Source organism: Arthrobacter sp. alpha11c, from assembly GCF_054149985.1.
Genome location: NZ_CP196747.1, coordinates 3,796,202 through 3,819,274 on the forward strand (window position 1 = coordinate 3,796,202; position 23,073 = coordinate 3,819,274).

The 23,073-nt window shown below is 62.2% G+C and carries 22 protein-coding genes and 1 pseudogene; 12 read left to right on the forward strand and 11 right to left on the reverse strand.

Going from position 1 to position 23,073, the window contains the following annotated elements; translation table 11 throughout:
• Positions 1 to 7: 7 nt before the first annotated feature.
• From ACTAQJ_RS17565 to ACTAQJ_RS17575, 3 genes and pseudogenes are all read left to right on the forward strand, one after another.
• Positions 8 to 694, forward strand: coding sequence for a 3-oxoacid CoA-transferase subunit A (locus ACTAQJ_RS17565; RefSeq protein ID WP_498698014.1), 687 nt, complete (start codon positions 8 to 10; stop codon positions 692 to 694).
• A gap of 2 nt (positions 695 to 696) precedes the next feature.
• Complete coding sequence (locus tag ACTAQJ_RS17570; protein WP_498698016.1) at positions 697 to 1,365, forward strand: 3-oxoacid CoA-transferase subunit B; 669 nt, start codon at positions 697 to 699, stop codon at positions 1,363 to 1,365.
• 72 nt (positions 1,366 to 1,437) lie between these two features.
• A pseudogene (locus ACTAQJ_RS17575) lies at positions 1,438 to 2,240 on the forward strand (IclR family transcriptional regulator domain-containing protein).
• 12 nt (positions 2,241 to 2,252) lie between these two features.
• Here the strand turns inward: ACTAQJ_RS17575 and ACTAQJ_RS17580 are convergent.
• Together ACTAQJ_RS17580 and ACTAQJ_RS17585 are read right to left on the reverse strand one after the other, a co-directional pair.
• Positions 2,253 to 2,597, reverse strand: a complete 345-nt coding sequence (locus tag ACTAQJ_RS17580; RefSeq protein WP_498698018.1) for an iron chaperone — start codon at positions 2,595 to 2,597, stop codon at positions 2,253 to 2,255.
• 41 nt (positions 2,598 to 2,638) lie between these two features.
• Positions 2,639 to 3,037 carry a RidA family protein gene (locus ACTAQJ_RS17585; RefSeq protein WP_442017275.1) on the reverse strand — a complete coding sequence of 133 codons (399 nt, stop codon included), beginning with the start codon at positions 3,035 to 3,037 and terminating at the stop codon, positions 2,639 to 2,641.
• A 134-nt stretch (positions 3,038 to 3,171) separates the two neighbouring features.
• Between ACTAQJ_RS17585 and ACTAQJ_RS17590 the strand changes: the two genes are divergently transcribed.
• The 9 genes from ACTAQJ_RS17590 (at position 3,172) to ACTAQJ_RS17630 (ending at position 12,286) form a co-directional block, all read left to right on the forward strand.
• Positions 3,172 to 4,044 (forward strand): fumarylacetoacetate hydrolase family protein, encoded by an 873-nt coding sequence (locus tag ACTAQJ_RS17590; RefSeq protein ID WP_498698020.1) that lies wholly within the window; start codon positions 3,172 to 3,174, stop codon positions 4,042 to 4,044.
• 24 nt (positions 4,045 to 4,068) lie between these two features.
• Entirely contained in the window at positions 4,069 to 4,551 is a 483-nt protein-coding gene (locus tag ACTAQJ_RS17595) for a cupin domain-containing protein (RefSeq protein ID WP_442004841.1), read from the forward strand.
• Between the two features lie 5 nt (positions 4,552 to 4,556).
• Positions 4,557 to 5,423 carry an acyl-CoA thioesterase gene (locus tag ACTAQJ_RS17600; RefSeq protein WP_498698022.1) on the forward strand — a complete coding sequence of 289 codons (867 nt, stop codon included), beginning with the start codon at positions 4,557 to 4,559 and terminating at the stop codon, positions 5,421 to 5,423.
• A gap of 59 nt (positions 5,424 to 5,482) precedes the next feature.
• Positions 5,483 to 7,162 (forward strand): AMP-binding protein, encoded by a 1,680-nt coding sequence (locus tag ACTAQJ_RS17605; RefSeq protein WP_498698024.1) that lies wholly within the window; start codon positions 5,483 to 5,485, stop codon positions 7,160 to 7,162.
• A gap of 14 nt (positions 7,163 to 7,176) precedes the next feature.
• Positions 7,177 to 9,567, forward strand: coding sequence for a bifunctional salicylyl-CoA 5-hydroxylase/oxidoreductase (locus tag ACTAQJ_RS17610; protein WP_498698026.1), 2,391 nt, complete (start codon positions 7,177 to 7,179; stop codon positions 9,565 to 9,567).
• A gap of 2 nt (positions 9,568 to 9,569) precedes the next feature.
• The gene (locus ACTAQJ_RS17615) at positions 9,570 to 10,961 is read left to right on the forward strand and encodes an MFS transporter (protein WP_498698028.1); all 1,392 of its coding nucleotides are present in this window, start codon (positions 9,570 to 9,572) and stop codon (positions 10,959 to 10,961) included.
• 7 nt (positions 10,962 to 10,968) lie between these two features.
• Entirely contained in the window at positions 10,969 to 11,430 is a 462-nt protein-coding gene (locus tag ACTAQJ_RS17620; RefSeq protein ID WP_498698030.1) for an acyl-CoA thioesterase, read from the forward strand.
• Positions 11,431 to 11,492: 62 nt separating this feature from the next.
• Positions 11,493 to 11,885 (forward strand): hypothetical protein, encoded by a 393-nt coding sequence (locus ACTAQJ_RS17625; RefSeq protein WP_498698032.1) that lies wholly within the window; start codon positions 11,493 to 11,495, stop codon positions 11,883 to 11,885.
• 2 nt (positions 11,886 to 11,887) lie between these two features.
• The gene (locus ACTAQJ_RS17630) at positions 11,888 to 12,286 is read left to right on the forward strand and encodes a helix-turn-helix domain-containing protein (protein ID WP_498698034.1); all 399 of its coding nucleotides are present in this window, start codon (positions 11,888 to 11,890) and stop codon (positions 12,284 to 12,286) included.
• Positions 12,287 to 12,317: 31 nt separating this feature from the next.
• Here ACTAQJ_RS17630 and manA read toward each other — a convergent pair whose 3' ends face one another.
• From manA to ACTAQJ_RS17675, 9 genes are read right to left on the reverse strand one after another with little or no spacing between them, the layout of a single operon-like run.
• On the reverse strand, positions 12,318 to 13,508 hold the full coding sequence (gene manA / locus ACTAQJ_RS17635) for a mannose-6-phosphate isomerase, class I (RefSeq protein WP_498698038.1): 1,191 nt from the start codon (positions 13,506 to 13,508) through the stop codon (positions 12,318 to 12,320).
• A 39-nt stretch (positions 13,509 to 13,547) separates the two neighbouring features.
• A complete protein-coding gene (locus tag ACTAQJ_RS17640; RefSeq protein ID WP_498698040.1) occupies positions 13,548 to 14,489 on the reverse strand; it encodes a BadF/BadG/BcrA/BcrD ATPase family protein in 942 nt (313 codons plus the stop codon).
• A gap of 18 nt (positions 14,490 to 14,507) precedes the next feature.
• Positions 14,508 to 14,948, reverse strand: coding sequence for a glycosyl hydrolase 2 galactose-binding domain-containing protein (locus tag ACTAQJ_RS17645; RefSeq protein WP_498698042.1), 441 nt, complete (start codon positions 14,946 to 14,948; stop codon positions 14,508 to 14,510).
• 6 nt (positions 14,949 to 14,954) lie between these two features.
• The gene (locus ACTAQJ_RS17650) at positions 14,955 to 17,486 is read right to left on the reverse strand and encodes a glycoside hydrolase family 2 protein (protein WP_498698044.1); all 2,532 of its coding nucleotides are present in this window, start codon (positions 17,484 to 17,486) and stop codon (positions 14,955 to 14,957) included.
• Between the two features lie 10 nt (positions 17,487 to 17,496).
• Entirely contained in the window at positions 17,497 to 18,411 is a 915-nt protein-coding gene (locus tag ACTAQJ_RS17655) for an ABC transporter ATP-binding protein (protein WP_477517446.1), read from the reverse strand.
• A complete protein-coding gene (locus ACTAQJ_RS17660; protein WP_498698046.1) occupies positions 18,408 to 19,325 on the reverse strand; it encodes an ABC transporter ATP-binding protein in 918 nt (305 codons plus the stop codon). The genes ACTAQJ_RS17655 and ACTAQJ_RS17660 overlap by 4 nt, the downstream gene beginning before the upstream one ends.
• Positions 19,322 to 20,311: an ABC transporter permease gene (locus ACTAQJ_RS17665; RefSeq protein WP_498698048.1), complete on the reverse strand. Its 990-nt coding sequence runs from the start codon at positions 20,309 to 20,311 to the stop codon at positions 19,322 to 19,324. The genes ACTAQJ_RS17660 and ACTAQJ_RS17665 overlap by 4 nt, the downstream gene beginning before the upstream one ends.
• Positions 20,312 to 20,325: 14 nt before the next feature.
• Positions 20,326 to 21,315 carry an ABC transporter permease gene (locus ACTAQJ_RS17670; protein ID WP_431117208.1) on the reverse strand — a complete coding sequence of 330 codons (990 nt, stop codon included), beginning with the start codon at positions 21,313 to 21,315 and terminating at the stop codon, positions 20,326 to 20,328.
• Between the two features lie 3 nt (positions 21,316 to 21,318).
• Positions 21,319 to 23,019 carry an ABC transporter substrate-binding protein gene (locus tag ACTAQJ_RS17675; protein ID WP_498698050.1) on the reverse strand — a complete coding sequence of 567 codons (1,701 nt, stop codon included), beginning with the start codon at positions 23,017 to 23,019 and terminating at the stop codon, positions 21,319 to 21,321.
• Between the last annotated feature and the right edge of the window lie 54 nt (positions 23,020 to 23,073).

Below are 23,073 nucleotides of genomic sequence, written 5' to 3' on the forward strand. Positions count from 1 at the left end.
GTGGATCATGCTGAAATTCATTGACACTGTTGGCGAGGCTGTCGCCGGCATCGAGGACGGTTCCACGGTGATGATCGGCGGGTTCGGCAATGCCGGGCAGCCATTCGAACTGATCGACGCCCTGATGGACTGTGGTGCGAAGGACCTCACCGTAGTGAACAACAATGCCGGCCAGGGCGATCAGGGCCTCGCGTTGCTGATCAAGGAAGGCCGGGTCCGCAAGATGATCTGTTCGTTCCCGCGGCAGTCTGATTCCTGGCACTTCGATGCCAAGTTCCATGCCGGTGAGATCGAGCTGGAGTTGGTCCCGCAGGGTAACCTGGCTGAGCGTATCCGTGCCGCGGGCGCTGGGATTGGTGGGTTCTTCACGCCCACTGGCTACGGCACTACCCTTGCTGAGGGCAAGGAAACGCGCTTGCTGGATGGAAAGTGGCAGGTGTTCGAAACGCCCATCCACGCCGACATCGCCCTCATCAAGGCACTCAAGGCGGACGGCAAGGGCAACCTCGTGTACCGCAAGACCGCCCGGAACTTCGGCCCCATCATGGCAGCCGCTGCCAAGCACACCATTGTGCAGGTCTCCGAGATCGTGCCCACCGGTTCCTTGGATCCGGAGAACGTGGTGACGCCGGGGATTTACGTCAACAGTGTGGTCCGGGTTGGTTCTGCAGAATTCGATGGGAAGGTGGCTTGACGATGAGCACTGCGACAAGCATTCAGACGTCCGAAAAACCGCTGGGGCGTAACGAACTCGCCCAGTTGGTGGCGCGCGACATCGCGCCTGGCTCATTCGTGAACCTGGGCATCGGCCAGCCCACGCTCGTGTCCAACTACCTCACCGAGGAACAGAACATCACGCTCCACACGGAGAACGGGATGCTCGGGATGGGCCCCGCGGCTGAGGGCGATGAGATCGATGGCGACTTGATCAATGCCGGCAAGATCCCCGTGACCGAGCTGCCCGGAGCGTCATACTTCCACCACGCCGACTCCTTCGCGATCATGCGCGGTGGTCACTTGGACATCTGTGTCCTCGGCGCCTTCCAGGTTTCCGCAACGGGCGATCTCGCCAACTGGCACACCGGCGCCCCGGACGCCATCCCGGCTGTGGGTGGTGCCATGGACCTTGCAACGGGCGCCAAGGATGTGTTCGTGATGATGACGTTGTTGACGCGCGAGGGCGTGTCCAAACTCGTGGAGCAGTGCACCTACCCGCTCACCGGCGTCGGCTGCGTGACCCGCGTGTACACGGACAAGGCCGTCTTCCTCACAGGGCCCGACGGCGTCACTGTCCGCGAGACGTTCGGCTGCACCTTCGAAGAAATCCAGGAGCTCGTTCCCCTTCCCCTGAAGCCCGGCGCCTAACACCCCTCACGTTGTGGGGCCCGCTCTGGGGATGCGGAGTGGGCCCCGCAACGCACCCTAGGATTGGTAACCATGACCGATTCCGCAGTTACCCCGCAGGCCAGCGACCAGTATGTGCAGTCGTTGGCCAGGGTCTGGCCGTGATCCGGGCGTTCGATGCGAACAACCCGGTGATGACCCTCAGTGAAGTCGCAGCCCGCACCGACCTGACCCGCGCCACAGCCCGTCGTTTTCTTCACACCCTTGTTGAGCTCGGCTACGTTCGCACGGACGGCAAGACCTTCGCCCTCACTGCAAAGGTGCTGCAACTCGGGTATTCGTATCTTTCGGCGCTGTCCCTGCCTCAGCTGGCTCAGCCACATCTGGAGCAGTTGAGCCTGAAGCTGGGGGAGTCCACGTCTGCCGCGGTCTTAGACGGCCCGGACATCTTCTACGTCGCCCGCGTCGCGACCCGCCGGATCATGAACGTGGGCATCACCGTGGGTACCCGCTTCCCGGCCTATGCCACATCGATGGGCCGCGTTCTGCTCGCGGGTCTGCCACAGGCCAAGCTCGAGGCATACCTGGCCAACGTCGAACTCAAGCCCATCACCCCGCGAACCGTGGCCAACGCTGCAGACTTGAGGGCCGCCGTCGAGCAGGTCCGTGCGCAAGGCTGGTGCCTGCTGGACCAGGAGCTGGAAATCGGCCTGATGTCCATCGCGGCACCGGTGTGGAACCACAACAACGGCGATAACGTTGCGGCGATCAACGTGTCCCTCCAGGCCCAGGCTGTCGCGGCGGAGGCGGACCCGGACAAGTATCTCGAGTCCGTCCGTGCCGAAGTGGTCGCAACGGCCAACGCGATCTCCCAGGACGTGTCCGCGAAGCACTAAATCGAGGCGCCACTACTTCCGGATCGCAGCCAGCCGTGTCTCGAGAATCCGCCGCACCATGGAGTCCGGCACCGGGTTGTCCGCAGAGAACCGCAACGTCCCCGGCGACCACGAGTAGCCGCCCAGCTCCTCGGACATCTCAGGCAGGATCTGCCCGCTAAACGGGTACAGGGCCAGGTGGTTCTTGGTTTCGAGTACGCTCACGAAGCCCTTGCCGTTCACAAGCAAAGCAGGCATGCCGTAGCTGGTGCCTTCCTCGGCGTCCGGGGCAAGTTCACGCGCGATCGCAACAACCCGCTCCAGGATTTCCCGGTTGCCCTCGCTGACGTTCTCCAGATATTCGGTGACGGTTCCCATAGGGGACATGCTTCACTAAGGCCGCAGCAGAGGCTAGAGATTTAGCCCTCAGGAATAACTGCGATGCCCTGGATTTCGATCAGGGCCTCTTTCTGCCACAGCCGGGTCACACCGATGCCGGCCATCGCCGGGTACTGTGTGCCAGCCATTTCACGCCAGATTCGTCCGATCTCGCGGCCGTTCGCCATGTAGTCGTCCACGTCTGTGAGGTAGATGGTGACGTTGACGAGGTCCTCCGGCTGCCCACCGGCTTCCCGCAGCGTGGTCAGCACGTTGGAGAACGCTTGCGTGAACTGCTCCACGATGCCGCCGGGAACGATGTTCATGTTCTTGTCCAAGGCAGTCTGTCCACCCAGGAACACCGTGTTGCCGGCAAGCATGCCGTGCGCAAAACCGGATGGCTTGGGGAGTGACTCCGGGTTGATTGTTTTGTGGCTCATGCTGTTCCTCCTTGTTGTGGCGACTGCAAAAACTTTTGAAATGCCTCTGTGCAGATCATTTCTACCGTGCTACGTTGAGCATATGTGACGATCGTAAAAAAGTCGACACATTGAATCTCGAAGGAGCAGAACCCATGAAACTTGCCACCTTGCGCACCTCCGGCGGAAGTACGACGGCGGCACTCGCCACGGGCGCCGAAACGTACGTTGCGCTGCCGGCCACCGACGTCGGCGCGCTCCTGGCCCAGCCGGAATGGCGGTCGATCACCGAGAAGGCAGCCGAAGCGGCGGCGGAGGGCGCGCAGCCCGTCACCGCAGCAACTGAAGCTGACTTTGCCCCGCTCCTGCCCCGCGCCGGAAAAGTCATCTGTTGCGGGCTGAACTACGGGGACCACATCCAGGAAATGGGACGCGAACTTCCTGAATTTCCCACCCTGTTCGCCAAATACGCTGACACCCTGATCGGAGCGGCGGACGTCGTGGAAGTCCATGGCAGCGCTCGCGTGGACTGGGAAGCCGAGTTGGCCGTCGTCGTGGGTTCTGAGCTGTTTCGCGCTGACGAAGAGCAGGCCCGCGCGGCAATTGCCGGGTACACCGTTGCCAATGACGTTTCCATGCGTGACTGGCAGGGCCGCACCCTGCAGTGGTTCCAGGGCAAGGCCTTCGACGCAACCACACCAGTGGGCCCCGTGATGCTGACTGCGGACGAAGCAAGCGAAAGCTTCGAAGTCCGCGGGTACGTCAATGGTGAGCTCGTGCAGCAGGGCAATACCAGCACCTTGGTGTTCGGCCCGGCACAGCTCCTGTCCTACATTTCCCAGTTCACGGTCCTGCGCCCCGGCGATCTCGTACTCACGGGGACGCCTGGGGGAGTGGGAATGGGGATGACCCCGCCTCGTTTCCTGAACGACGGCGACGTCCTCACCACCGAAATCGACGGCATCGGCCGCCTGGAAAACCAGTTCCGAATCCACGCGCCGGTCGTGCCAGTCCCCGCCAACGCCTAAACCACCGCCAAAAGGAGAACCCCCATGAGCCAGACCACCACCGAATACCGCCTCGAAGGCGACAACTCCATCTACGCCGGCGCTGACGGCAAGGTTGTCCCCGTAGTCACCCGTGCGGGTGAAGAAGACACCAACACCGCCCAGTCCGGGGATTGCATCCGCGTCTCCGGCGTGAGCATCCAACACACCCCGGCGACCAAGATCTGGTTCGGCCAGGTCTCCAACACCCCCGGGTACCGCTCCCTGCCACACCACCACGGTGAAGCCGAAACCGGCGGCTACGTTCTTCGTGGCCATGGCCGCATCTACTTCGGCGAAAACTACTCAGAGTTCCTGGACATGAAGGCCGGCGACTGGGTCTTCGTTCCGCCGTTCATGCCTCACGTTGAAGCAAACATGTCCGTCACCGAAGAACTCGTGTGGCTCACGGCCCGTACCCCGGAGAACCTCGTGGTCAACCTCGACGACGTCCCGGACGAAACCCTCGCCGACTACCGCCGGGCATAACCACCATGATCACCGGAACCTTGACCTCGGAGACCTTCCTTAGGGCTGTTGAGATGACAGCTGTTGAGGCCCAGGTTTTTGACGAAGCCTACGAAGCCACCACCCAGTACGTTCCGTGGCCAAAAGCCTATGGCGGAGACATGGTGGCCCAAGCGGCAGCCGCCATGATGCTTTCCGTGGAGGCGGACAGGCAGCTCCACTCGATGCACAGCTACTTCATGCGGCCCGTGGATATCGGTGCCCATGTTCGCTATGAAGTGGAGCGCTTGCGTGACGGTCGCGGCTACTCCACCCGCAACGTCCGTGGTTTCCAGAATGGCAAGCCTGTATATGCCGCGATGGGTTCGTTCCAGGTCCCCGAAGAAGGTCCGGACTTCCAGCTGGAGGCTCCTGCCGCCGTCGAGCCTGAATCCCTGCGTTCCACAGCGGAAGCACTGGACGGGACGGAAGGCCCGGCCGCAGACTATTGGTCGACAGGCCGTAGTTTCGATATGCGGCATATTCCAGGACCGGTATACATCGAGCTTGAGGGCGGATCCATGCCGCAGCAGGCAATTTGGGTCAAGGCTTTCGACAGCCTCCCCGACGACGCCAACCTCCACCGCACTGCCCTCGCCTACGTTTGCGACTACACGATCCTCGAGCCGCTACTCCGGGTCAACGGACTCAACTGGTCCACTCCCGGGCTCGCCACCGCCAGCCTTGACCACTCCATGTGGTTCCACCGCGATGGCCGCGCCGATGAGTGGGTCCTGTATGCACAAGAGGCCATATCAGGCCAAAGCAACAGGGGCCTGGCCATGGGCCGCTTCTTCGATCGGCAGGGAAGGCTCCTCGCCACAGTCGCCCAAGAAGGCATGATCCGCGCCTGAACAGCTTTACCCCCAACATCATCCCCAGCTTCACTGACGCACCACTGAAAGGAACGGCCATGAGCATGACGCCATCGGCCCACGTGGACACGTTCACGCGCGACCACTTGCCGCCCGCCGACACCTGGCCGGCGCTCGAATTTACACTGCCGGAACTCCACTACCCGGAGCGGCTGAACGCTGCCGCCGTGCTGATCGACAACGCGGTCGAGACGTTCGGTGCGGACCGGCCGGCGCTCCGCACCCCGGATGGCACAGTCTGGTCTTATGGACAGTTGCAGCTGCACTCCAACCAGGTTGCCCAGGTCCTTACCGAGGACCTCGGGGTAGAGCCTGGAAACCGTGTGCTGCTCCGCGGCCCCAACAATCCATGGCTGGTTGCCGCCTGGCTGGGTGTGCTGAAGGCGGGCGCCGTGGTGGTCACTACGATGCCCATGCTTCGTTCCAGCGAGGTGGCCACGTTGATCCAGCTCACCAAGCCCGTTGTCGCGATTTCCGATCACCGCTTCGTGGATGAGCTTGCGACGGCGGCAGGCGAGGACGTCACCGTCCTGAGCTACGGAGGGCCCGACGACGGCGATCTCACCCAGCGCTGCCAGCGCAAGAGTGGGGAGTTCACGGCTGTGGACACGTCGGCAGACGACGTAGCCCTGCTGGGTCCAACGTCCGGGACCACCGGTGTGCCCAAGGTGACCATGCACTTCCACCGGGACGTCCTGGCGAATGCGGACACCTTTGCCCGCCACATCCTTCAGCCCACAGCTGATGATGTCTTCGCCGGTTCCCCTCCGCTTGCCTTCACGTTCGGGCTGGGCGGATTGGTGATCTTCCCGCTGCGGTTTGGCGCGTCGTCGCTCCTGACGGAGAAGGCCGGGCCTGTGGAGCTGGCCGAGCATGCGTCGGCTGCCGGGGCCACCATCCTCTTCACCGCTCCTACTGCCTACCGGGCCATCCTGAAGGAAAAGCGCGGGGACTTGCTCCGTGGCCTTCGCGTTGCTGTCTCGGCGGGGGAGCACCTGTCCAAGGAGACGTGGGAAGCGGTCCGCGAAGCGACGGGCCTGAGGTTGGTCAACGGAATCGGCGCCACAGAGTTGCTTCACGTCTTCATTTCCGCTGCAGGGGATGACATCCGTCCAGGAACTACCGGCAAGGCTGTGCCCGGTTTCCGTGCAACCATTCTTGACCAGGACGGCCACCAGCTTGGCCCAGGCCAGTCCGGCCGGCTTGCCGTCATTGGACCCACGGGTTGCCGCTACCTGGATGATGCACGCCAAGCGAATTACGTGGTGAATGGCTGGAATGTCACGGGCGATACGTTCTCGATGGATGAAGACGGGTACTTCACGTACCAGGCCCGCTCGGACAACATGATCGTTTCCTCCGGATACAACATCGGTGCGCCCGAGGTGGAAACGGCCATCGACCAGCACCCGGACGTGGTGGAGAACGCGGTGATCGGGCGGCCTGATCCTGAGCGCGGAAGCATCGTGTGCGCGTTCATCGTCCTGCGTGAGGGCGTCATTGGCGACGCCGCGAAGCGCAAGGAAATCCAGGACTTCGTGAAGCAAACCATCGCCCCGTACAAGTACCCGCGCGATGTCCGCTTCGTCACCGAGCTGCCGCGGAACCCCAGCGGCAAACTCCAGCACTTCAAGCTCCGCGATGGCCTCCTCAAGGAGAGCACCACAGGCGAAGCAGAAACCCAACAACTTACCCCCGCCGGCCAAAGCCAGGCTTGAGAAGGAGCATGAGCATGAAGATCGCAATCGTTGGAGGCGGCCCGGGCGGCCTGTACTTCGCAGCACTGATGAAGCAGCTGGACCCGTCGCACGACATCACCCTTTGGGAACGCAACGCGGCCAGCGATACCTTCGGCTTCGGCGTCGTGTTTTCCGATGAGACCCTGGGCGGGATCGGGAACGCGGACCCGGTGGTCGCGGAGTACATGAGCCGCCGGTTCGCGCGCTGGTCCGATATAGATATCCACTTCCGTGACCAGATGATCACTGTCGGCGGGCAGGGTTTCGCTGCCATGAGCCGCAAGGAACTGCTGGAACTGCTCCAGCGCCGCTGCATCGAACTGAACGTCGATGTCCGGTTCTCCACTCTGGCCCCTGCCATTGAGGAACTCGAAGCCAACTATGACCTGGTGCTTGCCGCCGATGGGGTGAACTCCCAGATCCGGGCTAAGTACGCCGACGCGTTTGGCCCGGACCTGAACCCGCGGACCAACAAGTTCATGTGGCTCGGTACGGACCAGGTATTCGAGGCCTTCAAGTTCTTCGTGAAGGAAACTGAGTGGGGCGTCATGCAGATCCATGGCTACCCGTACTCCGACGAGGGCTCGACGTTCATCGTCGAAATGCACCAGGACGTCTGGCACGCGGCAGGGTTCGACGAAACCGCCAACGAGGTCTTCCCTCCCGGCGTCTCGGACGAGAAGGCGATCGCGAAGATCCGCGAGATTTTCGCCGAGGAACTGAACGGCTACGAGGTCCTCACCAACAACTCCAAGTGGATCAGCTTCACCACAGTGCGGAACCAGAGCTGGCGCAAGGGCAACGTGGTCCTGCTCGGCGACGCCGCCCACACCGCGCACTTCTCCATCGGCTCCGGCACGAAACTGGCCATGGAAGACTCACTCGCCCTCGCTGCCTGCCTGCACGAACACCCCGACGTGGACTCCGCCCTGGCCGCGTACGAGGCTGAGCGGCGTCCCGTGGTCGCCTCCACGCAGCGCGCCGCGCAGGCATCGCTGGAGTGGTTTGAGCGGATCGGCCAGTACAAGGACCAGGATCCCACCCAGTTCGCGTTCAACCTGCTCACCCGCAGCCGCCGCATCACCCAGGAAAACCTCCGCCTCCGCGACCCGGAGTTCGCCGAAACCGTGGACCGGAACTTCGCCGAATCCCAGGGCCTTACGCAGGTCGCGCCGGCGATGTTCCAGCCCTTCCGCATCGGGGAGCTGGAGTTGAAGAACCGCATCATCGTCTCCCCCATGGACATGTACTCCGCCACCGACGGGATCCCCGGGGACTTCCACAAAGTCCACCTGGGCTCCAAAGCCCTCGGCGGCGCGGGTCTGGTCATGACCGAGATGGTCTGCGTGTCCGAAACAGGGCGTATCACCCCCGGCTGCAGCGGCCTGTACACGGACGAACAACGGGACAGCTGGAAGCAAATCGTGGACTTTGTCCACGCCCGCTCCACCGCCAAGATCGGCGCCCAGCTGGGCCACTCCGGCCGCAAGGGCTCCACCAAGCTCATGTGGGAAGGCATCGACCAGCCCTTGGATTCCGGCAACTGGCAGGCCGTTGGCCCGTCCGCCCTGCCCTACGGTCCGGACAACCAGACCCCGGCCGAACTGGACCGGGCCGGCATGGACGCCATCACGGCCGAGTTCGTGGCTTCCGCGATCCGCGCTGGTCAGGCAGGCTTTGACCTCCTGGAAATCCACGCCGCTCACGGCTACCTGCTCTCCTCCTTCCTGTCCCCGGTCTCGAACAAGCGCACCGACGAATACGGTGGCAGCCTTCAGAACCGGCTGCGGTTCCCGCTGGAAGTATTCGACGCCGTTCGCGCGGCCTGGCCTTCCAACAAGCCGGTGACGGTGCGCATCTCCGCGACGGACTGGATCGAAGGCGGCAACACCTCCGACGATTCGATCGAGATCGCCAAGGCGTTCGTGGAGCACGGCGCCGCTGGCCTGGACGTTTCCACCGGCCAGGTCGCCAAGGAGGAAAAGCCTGCGTTCGGCCGCAGCTACCAGACCCCGTTCGCGGACCGCATCCGCCAGGAAGTCGCCGCACCCGCCGGGGTGGCTGTCATCGCCGTCGGCGCCATCTCCAGCTACGACGACGTGAACTCGATCCTCCTTGCAGGACGCGCGGACCTCATCGCCCTGGGCCGCACCCACCTTTACGACCCGCAGTGGACTTTGCACGCCGCTGCAGAACAGGAATACCACGGTCCTGGCGCGCAATGGATCCCGCAATTCCGCGCCGGCCGCCGCAAACCCCCAAGCGCCCGCACGGACGCCGTCCGCCCCCGCCTGTCCCTGCTGAAGGAACCCGACACTGAAGAAACCACCACCCACCTCCGCTGGACACCTGCGTCCGCCGCTGCATCTGCGTTGGTGAAGTAGCCATGGCCGCCGCACCGATTAATGACTGGAAAGTGCCCAAGCGCACCACTGGCTTGGTGTTGATTTGTTGCTGGCTCGCCATCCTCGCTGAGGGGTACGACGTCGGCGTCCTGGGGGCAGTGCTTCCGGCCCTGGCCGAGTACAAACAATGGAACCTCAGCCCGCTTGCCCTGGGTGGGCTGGGATCATATGCCTTGATCGGCATGCTTATCGGAGCCCTGTTCATCGGGACTCTGAGCGACCTCGTAGGCCGCAAGAAGATGCTGTTGGCGTCCATGGTGATCTTCACCCTCACCCAGGCTGGTGCGGCCTGGGCTCCGACGCCCGAGCTGTTTGGCCTTTTCCGGCTCATCGGCGGACTGGGCATGGGCGGTGTCATCCCCGTGGCCGCAGCCCTGACAATCGAGTACTCAGCTCCCAACAGGCGTTCCTACAACTATGGCCTCATGTATTCGGGCTACTCGCTGGGCATCGTTGCGGCCGCGCTTGCTGCAATGTTCGTGCTGCCGGTTGGTGGCTGGCGGGCCGTGATTGCTATTGGTGCCGCTCCGATTGTCCTGCTGCCGATCATTTGGAAGTTCCTCCCGGAATCTCTGGAGTATCTCGAGTCCAAGGGGCGTAAGACCGAGGCCAAGGCCTTGGCTGCCAAGCTGGAGATCGCCGACTACCAGCCGGTGGCAACGGTGGCGCAGCTGGGTTCACAGGCCTCCTCACACACCGCCGATCCGTGGTGGAAGACCATCACCACGATGTTCTCCAGGAAGTACCTGCGCTCCACGGTGTTCTTCTGGGTTTCCCTGTTCTGCGGTCTGGTACTCGTCTATGGCCTGAACACCTGGCTGCCGAGCATCATGAAGAAGGCCGGCTACGATCTGGGCTCGTCCCTGACATTCCTGTTGGTCTTCAGCCTGGCCTCCGCCATCGGCGGCCTGCTCCTTGGCCGTGCGGCAGACAAGTACGGCAAGAAGCTCATCCTGGTGGTGTTCTACATCCTGGGTGGCCTGGGCATCATGCTCCTCGTCTTCCCCAACACCATGGTGGTCAACCTGCTGTTCGTGGCCTTCGCAGGCGTCGGTTCCATCTCCACGTCCCTGGTCCTGACCGGCTACATCGCTGACTACTATCCGGCCAAGGTTCGCGGTACGGCCACGGGTTGGGCTCTCAGCTTTGCCCGCCTGGGTGCGATCTCCGGACCCTTGATCGGCGGCTGGATTGCAGGTTCCAAGCTGCCCTTCGAGGCCAACTTCGCGATTTTCGCCGGCATCGCAGTGGTGGCCGCGGCCGCCGTCGCTATGATTCCGAAGCCGCAACCCGAGGTGACAGTTGTTGCGCCCAACGCGGCAGCCGACGTCGCGGACCCGGACGACGAGACCGCGGCAGTCAGCACCCGCTAGGAGAATCATGGACGCGTTTCCTGAAGCGAGTGTTGAGCGGACGGTTGAGTGGGTGGACACCGATGCCTCCGGCCACCAACACAACTCGGCCATCCTACGATGGGTGGAAGCCGCCGAGGCAGAACTCTTCCGCTCCCTGGAGCTGCCCGACTACTTTCCCAACGCTCCCCGCGTCCAGCAGGTGATCAACTACAAGGCCAAGCTATGGTTCGGCCAGCGCGTCACCGCCACGGTGAAAATCCACGCGCTCGGCCGGACCTCGCTGACCATGGCCTTTGAGGTCCGCGGCCACCCGCTTGAGGATGCGGCCCGCGGAACGCCCGACGGCGTCACTCACCAAGGTGCATCGTCGGACGGCAGCGAGGTGGCGGCCTTCGGGACGGTCACCACGGTCCACGTCCCCAACGGCACAACGGCGTCTCAGCCTTGGCCGGAGGATTTTGTCCGGGCTGTGCGGTGTGTTGACTAAGCATTCCCAGCGGTAAACGATTATGACTTGCAATGCATATGCATCGCAAGTCATAATCGTTTATGCAACTCTTCTGGCCGGACAGCTTCGATGAGCAACTTGACCGGCTGGAAAGGGAAGCCGATGACGGCGATGCCAGAGCCGGAACAGTATTCGAATATGTGGTCGCCGAATTGGAACACCTTCGCCGTTTGAGTGGGCCGCCCCCAGAAGAGACGCCAACTCTCAAACGGGTCCGACAAGCCAAGAAGCATGACGTGTGGCGCGTTTCCCACCCCTACCATCATGGGGTTGCGGTTCGGCTGATCTGCTGGTTTCCTCCTGACGAGGAAAGCGTAATTGTCGCTCTCTTTTCAGGCGATAAGGCAAATATGGGTGACGTGTTCTACGACAGTGTCGGAACCAGAGCGGACCAGATCATCGATATGTGGATTAGAGAAGGGGAGGCTGATTGACAATGACCAGAAAGACTTTCCGCAAGGGCAATGATCGACTCGACCGCATCTTGGCAGAGCCCGGGATGAATCAACGCGTGGCTGAAATCCGTGAGGAGTCCGCCAGGGAGGACCGGATTTATGCGCTGAATCTGGCAACCATCCGCAAAGCGGCGGAGCTTACTCAGGACGATCTTGCCCAAAAATTGGGAATAGACCAAAGCGTGGTGTCCAAGACTGAGCGGCGCGAAGACATGCTTCTTTCGACTCTTATGGACTACCTCTCAGCAGCTGGCGTTGAAGACGCAAAAATGGTTGTCCACGTGAATGGCCGTGAAATCGAATTGGATCTTCGCAGCCTGCAGCACCAGCCCCGTGGCGCGGATTCTCAGGGCAATGCAAGCCCGGCGATAACTGCCTGATATCTACCGGTTAAGCGGCAGAGGACGCGCCCTACGGGACGAAGGCCTGGGCTACCGTCCCGTTCCCGCGGACAGTGATGTCGCCGTCGGCCGCGGAGACGAAGAGTGACTGTCCCTTGGTGATGCTTCGCCCGTGGGGAGCAGCGTTGGTAGCGGCGGTGATGTCACCGTCGAGGCAGACAAGGATGCGGGGTCCGTCGCCGGGCAGGACTGTGCTTCCCTGTGACGACTTGTCCGGACGGGTGATGCTGAGGGCGAATTCCGGGACTGGAGGCCCGAACACGTGTGTCACCGCGTCGCCCGGCCCGGTGGAAACCTCGAAGCCCCAGGACGAGAAGTCAATGGCATGGAGCATGGACTCGACATCGATGTGCTTCGAGGTGAGGCCCAGCCGGAGGACGTTGTCCGAGTTGGCCATGATTTCCAGGCCAAATCCGCCAAGGTAGGCGTGTGGAACGCCGTCGCCGAGAAAGACGAGCTGGCCGGGCTCGAGCTGGACACGATTCAGCACCAGGGAAACTACCGCACCGACGTCGCCGGGGTACTGTTGCGCGAGTTCGACAACTGTCGCGCACGCTGCCCGGACCTCAGGGTCCGGATGAGCCGTGGCCATGGACACAGAAATTCCGACCACAGTGTTGATGTCGTCCGCGGCCAGGCCGACCATGGTTTCCAGCATAAGCTTGAGCCCGTCCTCAGCCCGTACGTCACTGAGCAGTTCCCTCGCTGATGCCAGTGGCCCTGCAATGGCATCCAGGAGCCGCACTATCTCTTCATGTGGCCGGAATCCGACGAGTCCTTCGAACCCGGTGATGGCGTAGACCATTTCGGGCTTGTTGCTTCGATCCTTGAAGCTGCGCTGCGGATCTGACACAGGCACTCCCCGGCGTTCTTCTTCATGGAAGCCTTCCTCTGCCATCTCCCGCGTCGGATGGACCTGGATGGAAAGTGGCTTTGCTGGCGCCAGGAGCTTGACCAGGTATGGCAAACGTCCAAAGCCTGCGATCACCCTTTCTCCCAGGTGCCTGCGTTCATTGCGGCTGACGAATTCATCCAGCCGTTCCGCCCCTCCTGGCGTTTGGACGGTGGATGGACCTGTGGGGTGCGCCCCCAGCCAGAGTTCGGCAAAGGGCTCCCCGTCAGTAGGCAGGTTGAGGAATTCGGGCATGGCCGCGATGGATCCCCAGTCATAGGAGCGCCGGGCGCCTGTCAGTAAATGCACGGGATGGTTCCTTTTCTTTTGGTTTGCGGGGAAGGACCGCTACGACACGGTGTGAACCGACGCCGTGTGCAGCAGCGCGTGGAGAGGGTGGTCTGTTGGAAGGGTCGCCAGTTGTGCCACGCCGTCCAAGGGGCCTCCCAGAGGTGCGAGGATCTCGGCGTTTGGCCAGGCCTGTTCCAGTTTGTGTTGCAAGGGCAAGGCAACCCGGGGGTTTGACAGGATCTTTCCCACCCAGCTGATGGAGGGGTTGTCCGCAGTCGTCCAGCCGGTATTGCGTAGGCTGGCGCCCACGGACAACGCCAGCTCATCGGTGGCATGATCAACGATCCGCGCCGAGACATGATCATGTTCGGAAAGATCGATGATGGTGCGGGCGTAGGAGGCTACGAACGAGATCCGCTCGGGATTGGATTGGATCTCAATGTAGGCCGTTTCCACATCCGGGAAGTCCTGCTGGACCACTTCGAGAATCGCGGTCGGATGTCCCCGTCCGTCGTGCGCCCGCATGGCGGCGTCCAGGCCTGCCCGCCCAATCCAGTACCCGCTTCCAGCGTCGCCCATGATGTTCCCCCAACCATCTACGCGCGAGTACCCGCCGGGCCCAGTTGCAAGGGTCACGACGCCGGTGCCAGCGGCCAACGCTGCGCCACCGCGCTCGCCAAGGCAGCCGAGGTAGCCCGAGATGGAGTCGTGTGCCAAACGGATCGCGGTGACGCCGAGGTCTTCGCAGGCCGCCAACATGCTTCCGGCGTCAGCATTGGCGGGAGTCAGGCCGGAAAGCGCTGCAGCAACGTGAACACCTTCGCGCGGCTGCCCAGTGAGGACTGAGCGGATGACGCGTTCGAGCTGGGGCATGAGAGGGCCATCGGTGAGGAGCGGGGGGAATTCGCGTTCCAGTTCTGTGGCTGTTCCGGCCAGTAGCCTGGCGCGGATGGAGGACTGACCGCCATCAATGGCGACGACGGTGGAGGGAGGGATCACAGGGATTGCTTTCTTTCGTCAGCTGTTGCCGGCGCCTGATGAAGCGGCCGGGCTGAGGATGATTTTGAGGGTATTGATGCCGTTCAGGAGCAAGGCGTCGACATCGTGGAGCACCGGTTCCCCGCCGGGGCTGGATCCAAGTGCATGGCCATTGATGCTCGCCGAGGCGGAGGGTGTCAGTCCATGGAAGATCAGTTTGGTACTTCTTTTCCCTGTGCTTCGCCAGGGAAAGTCCAGGCTGTACTCCCACCCGCAGTGAGCAACCCACTCCGCCGTTGTGCTGGCCAAGAGGCCCGCCGATGCTAAATCCTGGCGGATGGCTCCAGGACGTGACGTGGGGATCAGCTGGCCGGATACCCCGCGCGGTGCTGGTCCGGCAAGGAGGCGCATGTGCCAGCCTGAGGTTAGGCTGCGGTGCAGGACGTCGGTTTTGAGTTCCGCATCGAAGTAATCTCTCATGACGGATCAAACCGTCAGGGCGACGTTTGCCGGGAGCGGCGTGGTGGGCACCGCGCGCAGATCGTTTGCCGTCCTGAGGACGGCAGGCGAGATGAGCTCCAGAGGATCCACCACACTGGTTCCGGTGGTCACGATGAACGTCCATTCCGAACCGGCAGGCAAGGTGACCAGTGCATGGTCGACCCGGGCACCTGGATCTACGCGATCCACCAAGAGGGTGATGTCACGGGCCAGCGATGTTGCTTTCACGCTGATTTCGTACCCGACTTCGACTGCCTTGACGGAGGACTCCAGCGGCTCAGGGTTGAGCCGCAGGTTGATGTCTTCCACGAACGTGTGGACAACGCGCTCCGGTCCGAGGTTGACCACCAAGGCTTCGTTGGAGGGGTCCTCCGGTGTCGACAAATCCTGCCTAACCGGCAGCGTGAGCACGGCCCGGGCAGGAACCTCGACGAGTTCTTCGTGTTCGTTCCGGACTGCACCATCAAGCGTCTGCAAGCAAAGGGTCAAGGGACCGCTCCAGGTCTCGTCCGTATCGTTCACCAAGGAGACCGCCAACTGGCCATCACGGTCTCCGAGGGAGATGATCCGTGGTGCGTACGCCAGCCGCAGGGCATGCCACAGGGGCTTGGGCCTTTCTTCCGAGTCCACTGCCGCCCAGGAGGTGACGGGCCAGCAGTCGTTGAGCTGCCACACAATGGCCCCTGCCGTCCGGGGCCACCATGAGCGGTAATGCTCAATCGCATATCGCACTGCACGTGCCTGGTTGAGCTGGGTAGCCCAGTGCCAGTCCTGGAAGTCGGCGGGTATGCCCAGATGCCGCTCCAGGCCTCGATCCAGCTTTCCGTTGCCGTCGTCCGCTTTCTGATGGACCAGGAAATTCTGGTCCTCCTTCGGGTTGGCCGCGTCAGCGAGCGGGCCGCCGTCGCTGGCGTGCACAAAGTCGCTCAGCGTGCGCCAGGTCGGGGGGCCCTGGAATCCAAATTCGGAGCAGAACCGGGGAATCTCACTCCGGTATTCGGAGTAGTCGATCCTGTTCCAGACCTCCCACTGGTGATGGGTGCCGTGATCGGGATCGTTAGGGTGAATGACCTCCGGGTTCTGGCCGGGGGAGTAGGGGCTGTTATCGCAGTAAGGGCGCGTGGGATCAAGCTCAGCAACGATCCCGCCGAGGAGTTCGTGGGCGTAGCGATCACCCCAGCTCCGTCCTCCCAGCTCTTCCTTCCAGCCCCAATCTTCGTGGCCCCAGACGTTTTCGTTTCCGCCGTTCCAGACCACCAGGGAAGGGTGGGAAGCGAGCCGAACCACGTTTTCGCGGGCCTCGGCCTCGATCTCCTCCCAGACCGGTGACTCCTCGGGGTAGGCAGCGCACGCGAGCAGGAAATCCTGCCACACAAGAACGCCACGCTCATCGCAGGCCTCGTAAAAGTCCTCTGTTTCGTAGATGCCCCCGCCCCACACACGGAGCAGGTTCATGTTCGCTCCGAGGGCTTGATCCACTCGTCGGTCAATTCGGTCCCGCGTGATCCGCGTCAGCAAATGGTCATCCGGGATCCAGTTGGCGCCCTTGACGAACACGGGTTTGCCGTTGACGTGGAGGGTGAAGGCCGTCCCGGTCTCGTCCTTGCTGGTATCGAGGTGCACGTTACGGAAGCCAATCCGGCGTTCCCACGAATCAAGTTCGACGCCGCCGGATTCGTTCAGACGGACCTGTAGCTCAGCCAAAGGCTGCTCGCCGTAGCCCGCCGGCCACCACAAAGGAGCATTGGGGACGTCCAGCGTCATCACAGCGGAATCACTGCCAACAGGGACCGTTGCAGTGACTTCTTGCCCCAAAACGGTGGCTGACAAGGTGAGCTCACCCTCGTGGCCAAGCCCGGAGCGCTCGATCAAGACCCGAAGCTCCACGTTTCCTGTGCCGTCGGGAGTGACCTTGACCAGCGGAGTAACTTGGGCAAGCCGCGCCACGGACCAGCGTTCAATTCTGGCCTCTTTCCAGAGCCCTGCCGTCCTCAGATCCGGACCCCAGTCCCAACCGAAGCTGCATGCCATTTTCCTGACGAAGTTGAACGGCACGGGGTGATAGGCGCTGGGACGGTCACCCAAGCCCGCCCGGAGCTCCTCTGCGTAAGCGGTAGCGGAACGCAGCGTGACGGCAAGGGTCCTCCCGGTTCCATCCGCAGCGGATCGGGCATCGAACCTGTACGAGCGGTGCATGTTGGCCGTGCGTCCCAGCTCGACATCCCCGAGCTTGATGCTGCTGACGGTGTCCACGCCATCGAAGACGAGGTCAACGCGCTCGCCCTCCCCCGCGGCGGGCAGCGTGACAGGCAGTTCGTAGCGCCAATCGACGTGGTGCATCCACTGCAGCTTCTTCTCATTTGAGTCCAGATAAGGATCCGGGATGAGTCCAGCCCGCAGCAGGTCAGTATGTACGGACCCGGGTACTTGGGCCGGCACGCGTGCAGGGATTTCAGGTGGCACCGGGCCAGCCACGGGAGCTACTGTCCATCCGTCATTCAATGGCGTCGAGATCATCTTCTTGGTCCTAGTTGTGTTCGAGAGTAGGAAGTTCTGCGGCTATTTCGTCCATGTGTACCCACCGCTTGCTGAAGTGGTTGAAGCACACAGTGTTGTCTATGGCGTCACGATCCGGCGGAAGCTCGCTGGCAGCCACTTTGCCAACGCGTTCCGGATCCGGTGCGGCCTGGGCCAACAGCTGGGTGTAGGGGTGCTGCGGGTTGAGGATGACATCATCCGAGGGCCCACGCTCCACCACCCGGCCCCTGTAAAGGACAAGGATTTCGTCAGAAAAATGCCGGGCTGTGGCCAGATCATGGGTGATGTAGAGGACGGCGAGATTGTCTTCGCGCTGCAACCGGCCCAGGAGGTTCAAGACGCCCAAGCGAATGGATACATCCAGCATGGACACGGGCTCGTCGGCGATCAACACCTGGGCGCCGGGTGCCAATGCACGGGCGATGGCAACCCGCTGGCGCTGACCACCGGAAAGCTCGTGTGGACGCTTGGCCGCGATCACCTCTGCGGGCGTCAGGTTCACGCGTTCGAGCATCTCCAGGACACGGTGGTGTGTTTCAGCGGCGGTCCGTGTGCGCCCGTGGATCCTTAAGGGCCGGGCGATGTGGTGTTCGATCGAATGGAACGGGTTCAGCGAGGCAAAGGGGTCCTGGAACACCATTTGCACGTGACGGCGATAGACGGATCCGAGCACAGGGGTTTTATCATCCAGCTGAACAGAGACCGAGCCGGAGGTCGGTTTCTCCATCTGTGTCAGCAACTTGGCGATGGTTGACTTCCCCGATCCTGATTCCCCTACCAAGGCCACCGTTTTGCCCGGCAGAAGATCGAAGCTGACGCGGTCCACCGCCCGCAAGGACCGCCGTCGAAATCCCTCCCGAAGCGTGTATTCCTTGGTCAGGTTGGTCACGGAGACGGATGTCATGGCTGCTCCTCGAAGTCGTAGTTCCCGCCAAAGCCAGAGTCCTCGCCCGACCGGATGAACGCGCCCCGGCCGCCGCTGAGGCTGGGGAACGAGGCGAGAAGTTTGCGGGTGTAGGGATGGGATGCTGAGCGGTAGAGTGACTCAGCGCTGTCCAATTCCACAATCTCGCCGCGCAGCATCACGGCGATGCGATCACTGATCTCCAGAAGCAGCGGCAGATCATGCGTGATAAATATGACGGCGAAGTTCAGCTCCTCTTTCAGTCTCACGATTTCCCGCAGGATGTCCCGCTGAACCACCACATCAAGGGCCGTGGTGGGTTCATCCATGATCATGACCTGCGGTTCCAGGAGCATGGCCATGGCGATCATGACGCGTTGCCGCATTCCCCCTGACAATTCATGCGGGTACGAACGCAGTCGCTGGGGGTCTACACCCACGAGCCTGAGCACTTCGGCGCAGCGGGCCTGCCGTGCCGCCTTGCGGAGGCTTGGATCATGCGCACGAAGCGTGTCGTCCAGTTGGTTTCCGATGGTGCGGACAGGGTTGAGCGCGTTCATGGCACCCTGGAAAACCATGGACAGTTTTGACCAGCGGAAGCGGCGCAGGGCCTCGTCCTCCAACTCCAGGAGGTCCACGTCCTGGCCGTCGCGGTCGTGGAAGGTGACTTCACCGGATGCGATACGGGCCGGGGGTTGGTGAAGGCGGTTGATGGCGTAGGCCAAGGTGGTCTTACCGCAGCCGGATTCGCCAGCCAGGCCAAGGATCTCGCCGCGGCCCAGCTCGAAGCTTGCGTTTTTGACAGCAGGCACTGGATGGTCCGTCTCATAGACGACGCTCAGGTTCTTGACCGTTAGAACGGGTCCGAAGGTTGTGCGGACGGGCGCTTGCCCGAGTGAGAGGTCGGCGCTCATGAGGTCACAGCCTTCTTTTCGATCCGGGCAGCCTGCCGTGCGCGTTTCCGCACGAGCCGGACATTCTTGAGTTTCGGGTTGATGATCTCGTCTATGGAGAAGTTGATGAGCGAGAGTCCCATGCCGAAGAGGGCGATCATCAGCCCTGGCGGGAGGAACCACCACCACGCTCCCAACGGCAGGGCGAACCCGTTCTGCGCATAGAACAGCATGGTGCCGAGGGTGGACGAACTTGAGGCACCTAACCCAAGGAACGACAATCCGGCTTCGCCGAGAATCGCCGCGATCACTGAGAACACGAACTGGGATGCGAGAACCGGCAGAAGGTTGGGCAGGATTTCGACGGCGATAACGCGCCACGCACGCTCGCCGGAAACCCTCGACGCTGCAACGTAATCGCGGTTCCTCACGGACAGGGTTTGTGCGCGAAGGACCCTGGCAGAAGCGGCCCAACTGGTCAGCGCAAGGACCACCGCGATGGTCCACAGCCCGCGGCTCTCGCGGGGCACGAAGCCGGAGATGACGATGACCAGCGGCAGGCCCGGGATCACCAGGAACACGTTGGAGAGCAGGGAGAAAACCTCATCTGCGAATCCACCGATGTAGGCGCCGTAAATGCCAAAGAACGCGGAGAGGACGGTGGCAAGAACGCCTACCAGGAAGCCGATCTGGAGTGATCCGCGGGTTGCATGGGCAAGCTGGGCCAGGACGTCCTGCCCGGTTTGGGTGGTGCCTAGCCAGTGCTCGCCAGTGGGCCCACTGAGTCCTATGTTGCTGATGGCGGCGGGGTCGCCCACCAACAAGGGGCCGAGGGCACCGAAAACCATGATGGATCCGATAAGGACCAGGCCTGTGATCAGCCACGGGGTTGGGGTGGGGAGCATGAGGCGCCATGCCGGTTTGGGCCGCTGACCGCGACCGCGGGCCATGGTGGCCAATTCTTCCGTTGCGTTTGCCTGCCCTGATATGGACTGGATGTTAGTCATGTGGGATTCGCTCCTTAGCCCTTGGCCCGTGTCCGGGGATCGACCAGGCTGTAGAGGAGGTCGACCAGGAGGTTTGCTGCGAGGACAGCAATGGTGATGTACAGGAACACGCCCTGCATGAGTGCGTAATCGTTGTTGGTGACTGCCGCCAGCAGCCGCGATCCGATTCCCGGGTATGAGAAGACCTGCTCGGTCACCACGGAGCCCGAGACGACGAACCCCAGCGAGATGGCAAATCCGGCAACGGATGGGAGAACCGCGTTACGTGCAGCGTAGTTACGCAGGATCCAGCGGTCCGGAAGTCCTTTGGCCCGGGCCGTGAGGACATAGTCTTCGGACAACGTTGAGACCATCATGTTGCGCATGCCCAGCAGCCATCCTCCGAGGGATGCGATGACAATGGTCAGCGCAGGAAGAACCGCGTGTTGTATTGCTGAAAGGATAAAAGGGCCGTTGAATCCGGGGTCGAGGACCACGTTGTAGCCTCCCTGTCCCGGGAAGAGGCCGAGTCCACGGGAGAGGATGTACACCAGCACCAATGCGAGCCAGAAGTAGGGAACGGCGGCAAGAAGCGTGGTCGCTGGAACCAAGGAGTCCAACCAGGTGCCGGGCCTCCAGCCGACGAATGCTCCAAGCAGGATTCCCAGGGTGGCGGCAATGATGGTGGAGACGCCCACGAGGATCACTGTCCAGGGCATTGAATCTCCGATGACGTCCGTGACTTTGGCCGGGAAGTAGCTGATGGACACTCCGAGATCGCCCCGGAAGATGTTGCTCAGGTAGGTCCAGTACTGCGCGAGGATGGGCTGCGAGTCATCACCACCCAGGAGGATGGCGTAGGAGTGGCGCGTCTCAGCGGTGATGCTGCCTCCCCGCTGTTGGAGCTTGGCCAGCAGGATGTCTACGGGATTGCCTGGCAACATCCGGGGGATGATGAAGTTCAGGGTCAAGGCCGCCCAGAGAGCTGCGGCATAGAAGCCCAGTTTTCGGATGACGTAGTTCACTGTTTAGCCTTCAGCGGGCTTGAGGGATTTGAAGATTTGGGCAGCGTCCAAGCGGGACCAAACAGCGGGGAAGGCATACATGTTCTCTTCGCTGGGCCAGCCAGTGAACTTGGCCTTGTTCCAGATGCTGGTGGTGCCTCCGGTTACCACGGGGATGTATGGCATGTCCTTGAGGATGGCAGCCTGGATGACGTCAAACTGCTTCTGCCGTTCGGCTTTGTTGTCGAAGCGGAGGTTTTTGACTGATTCCAGGGCCGCGTCAACTGCCGGGTTGGAGTACCGCGAGTAGTTGGTGCCCGCAGCCTGGCCCACTGGTGCCGAGGTGGCGGAGGAGAAGAAGTAGTTGTAGACGTAATAAGGATCTGCCGCCGGCCCTTGGTAGAGCGAATCGATGGCGAGCTGGAACTTGCCCTTGGTTCGCTTGTCCGTCCACTCGTTCCAGGAAGACTGCGAAGCCTGGACGTCGATTCCAGCGGCTTTGGCCTGCTCGGAAATGGTCTGGATTGCGGTGATGTAGTCCGTCCATCCCGTCACGACCTCAACGGTCAGGCTGAGCTTCTGGCCGTTCTTTGCGTAGATTCCATCTGAGCCCTTGGCCCATCCGGCTGCCTCCAGGGTTTGTTGTGCCTCCCGGGTGTCAGCTGTTTCGGGCGCAGTGGTGGGCTTCACCGCCGTCGAGATCCATTCAGCCTGGGTGTCCGTCAGGGCGAATGACGGCGAGATGGGTGAGGCCGTGTTCTCGTAGGCCAGCTTGTTCAGCTGCGTGCGGTCGATGGCGAGGTAGAGGGCTTTCCGGACTGCCGGGTCTGTCTGCGGTCCTGTGCAGCCAAGGTCCGCGTTGGCGCAGGCGGCCAGGACCTGCTGGCTTTGGGCCACTGTTTGCTTTTCATACTTGGGGAAATTTTTGGACACGTTCTGAATGTCAGGAACAGGGCCGGTTTGCCAGTCGATGGTGCCCGAAGCGATGGCGTCAGCACCTGCAGTGTTGCCGGACAGGGCGATGTACCGAACATTCTTTACGGCCGGTTCGCCGCCCCAGTATGTGGGGTTGGCCTTAAGCGTGAATGCCTGCGGCTTGAAGTCCGCCAGCTGGTAGGCGCCAGTCCCTACCGGCTTTTCCACGACGTCGGTCTCCGGGTTGATCTTTGACCAGATGTGCTCGGGAACAATGACGGCCTGCGTGAGGATGTCCGGTCCTGTGACAAAGGCGGGGCTGTCCCACACGAACGTGACGTGGTTCTGGTCCACCACGTTCACGGTCCCCTTGAATCCCAAGCTGTTCAGTGCGGGATGTTGCTTGAGCAGGTTGAAGGTGAAGGCCACATCATCTGCCGTGAAGGCTTCGCCGTCGCTCCATTTCACGCCCTCGCGAAGAGTGACGGAGAGCTGGGTGCCGGCGTCATTCCAAGTGAATTCCTTGCCCAGGAGTGGCTCAGGCTTGGCATCTGCTGCCGCCTTGTTCTGGTAAAAGAGCGGCTCGAAGATAGCCCCCGGCCCCGCTACCTGGGAGGGCGAGAACGGGTTGAAGTTGATTTGGTAGTCGCCGGCCTGACCGGTGTATGCGATCAGTGTTGAGTCGCCTGCTGCGCTGGTTCCGCCGCCCGAACAGCCGCTGAGGAGGAGGCCGAGTGCAGTTGCGCCGGCGGCCATTGCAAGGGCGCTGCGCCGAAGTTTGGCAGCCCGGTTCGGAAAGTTGAGGAGCATCCCTGGTCCCTTTCATCTAGCCGGACCGCTATGACCGGCTGGGGTTTTATGTGC

Coding starts and splice junctions, on each gene's coding strand:
- ACTAQJ_RS17620 (WP_498698030.1), top strand. CDS start 10,969: ATGGACGCGTTTCCTGAAGCGAGTGTTGAGCGGACGGTTGAGTGGGTG.
- ACTAQJ_RS17615 (WP_498698028.1), top strand. CDS start 9,570: ATGGCCGCCGCACCGATTAATGACTGGAAAGTGCCCAAGCGCACCACT.
- ACTAQJ_RS17595 (WP_442004841.1), top strand. CDS start 4,069: ATGAGCCAGACCACCACCGAATACCGCCTCGAAGGCGACAACTCCATC.
- ACTAQJ_RS17565 (WP_498698014.1), top strand. CDS start 8: ATGCTGAAATTCATTGACACTGTTGGCGAGGCTGTCGCCGGCATCGAG.
- ACTAQJ_RS17630 (WP_498698034.1), top strand. CDS start 11,888: ATGACCAGAAAGACTTTCCGCAAGGGCAATGATCGACTCGACCGCATC.
- ACTAQJ_RS17665 (WP_498698048.1), bottom strand. CDS start 20,311: ATGACTAACATCCAGTCCATATCAGGGCAGGCAAACGCAACGGAAGAA.
- ACTAQJ_RS17600 (WP_498698022.1), top strand. CDS start 4,557: ATGATCACCGGAACCTTGACCTCGGAGACCTTCCTTAGGGCTGTTGAG.
- ACTAQJ_RS17585 (WP_442017275.1), bottom strand. CDS start 3,037: ATGAGCCACAAAACAATCAACCCGGAGTCACTCCCCAAGCCATCCGGT.
- ACTAQJ_RS17655 (WP_477517446.1), bottom strand. CDS start 18,411: ATGACATCCGTCTCCGTGACCAACCTGACCAAGGAATACACGCTTCGG.
- ACTAQJ_RS17580 (WP_498698018.1), bottom strand. CDS start 2,597: ATGGGAACCGTCACCGAATATCTGGAGAACGTCAGCGAGGGCAACCGG.
- ACTAQJ_RS17675 (WP_498698050.1), bottom strand. CDS start 23,019: ATGCTCCTCAACTTTCCGAACCGGGCTGCCAAACTTCGGCGCAGCGCC.
- ACTAQJ_RS17650 (WP_498698044.1), bottom strand. CDS start 17,486: ATGATCTCGACGCCATTGAATGACGGATGGACAGTAGCTCCCGTGGCT.
- ACTAQJ_RS17610 (WP_498698026.1), top strand. CDS start 7,177: ATGAAGATCGCAATCGTTGGAGGCGGCCCGGGCGGCCTGTACTTCGCA.
- ACTAQJ_RS17625 (WP_498698032.1), top strand. CDS start 11,493: ATGCAACTCTTCTGGCCGGACAGCTTCGATGAGCAACTTGACCGGCTG.
- ACTAQJ_RS17645 (WP_498698042.1), bottom strand. CDS start 14,948: ATGAGAGATTACTTCGATGCGGAACTCAAAACCGACGTCCTGCACCGC.
- ACTAQJ_RS17590 (WP_498698020.1), top strand. CDS start 3,172: ATGAAACTTGCCACCTTGCGCACCTCCGGCGGAAGTACGACGGCGGCA.
- ACTAQJ_RS17660 (WP_498698046.1), bottom strand. CDS start 19,325: ATGAGCGCCGACCTCTCACTCGGGCAAGCGCCCGTCCGCACAACCTTC.
- ACTAQJ_RS17570 (WP_498698016.1), top strand. CDS start 697: ATGAGCACTGCGACAAGCATTCAGACGTCCGAAAAACCGCTGGGGCGT.
- ACTAQJ_RS17605 (WP_498698024.1), top strand. CDS start 5,483: ATGAGCATGACGCCATCGGCCCACGTGGACACGTTCACGCGCGACCAC.